Origin of the sequence: Micromonospora echinofusca, assembly GCF_017614955.1 — a bacterium.
GTDB lineage: Bacteria > Actinomycetota > Actinomycetes > Mycobacteriales > Micromonosporaceae > Micromonospora > Micromonospora echinofusca_A.
In genome coordinates this window covers 1-273 of record NZ_WVUH01000775.1, presented here as the reverse complement: position 1 = coordinate 273, position 273 = coordinate 1, and the positions used below count along the sequence as shown (strand labels likewise).

Annotated in this window: 1 pseudogene; it reads right to left on the bottom strand. The window is 67.4% G+C overall.

Annotated elements, in window-relative coordinates:
* Positions 1–252 (bottom strand): annotated as a pseudogene (locus tag GSF22_RS34330) (hypothetical protein); the annotation flags it as partial.
* Between the last annotated feature and the right edge of the window lie 21 nt (positions 253–273).

The following is a 273-nucleotide window of genomic DNA, read 5'->3' as shown; positions in this document are numbered from 1 at the left end:
CGCCGCGACGATCTCCTTCACGTTACCCGTCTGCTCCGCACCAAGATCGATACGCGACTGACCCGACGGCACACCATGCGGCAACAGCTTCGCCCGATCAACCACGCCCACAGCCTCACCAGCCTTGCCCGCCTTGGCGTCAGCCTTCGTGTCGGTCTGGACCACCGGCGCCGCCGGCTTCGACTCCACACCCAGCTCGTTCGCCAACGCCGGACCCGCGGCCAGACCACCCGCGAACACCAGACCCGTCACACCCAGCACAGCCTTACGCAG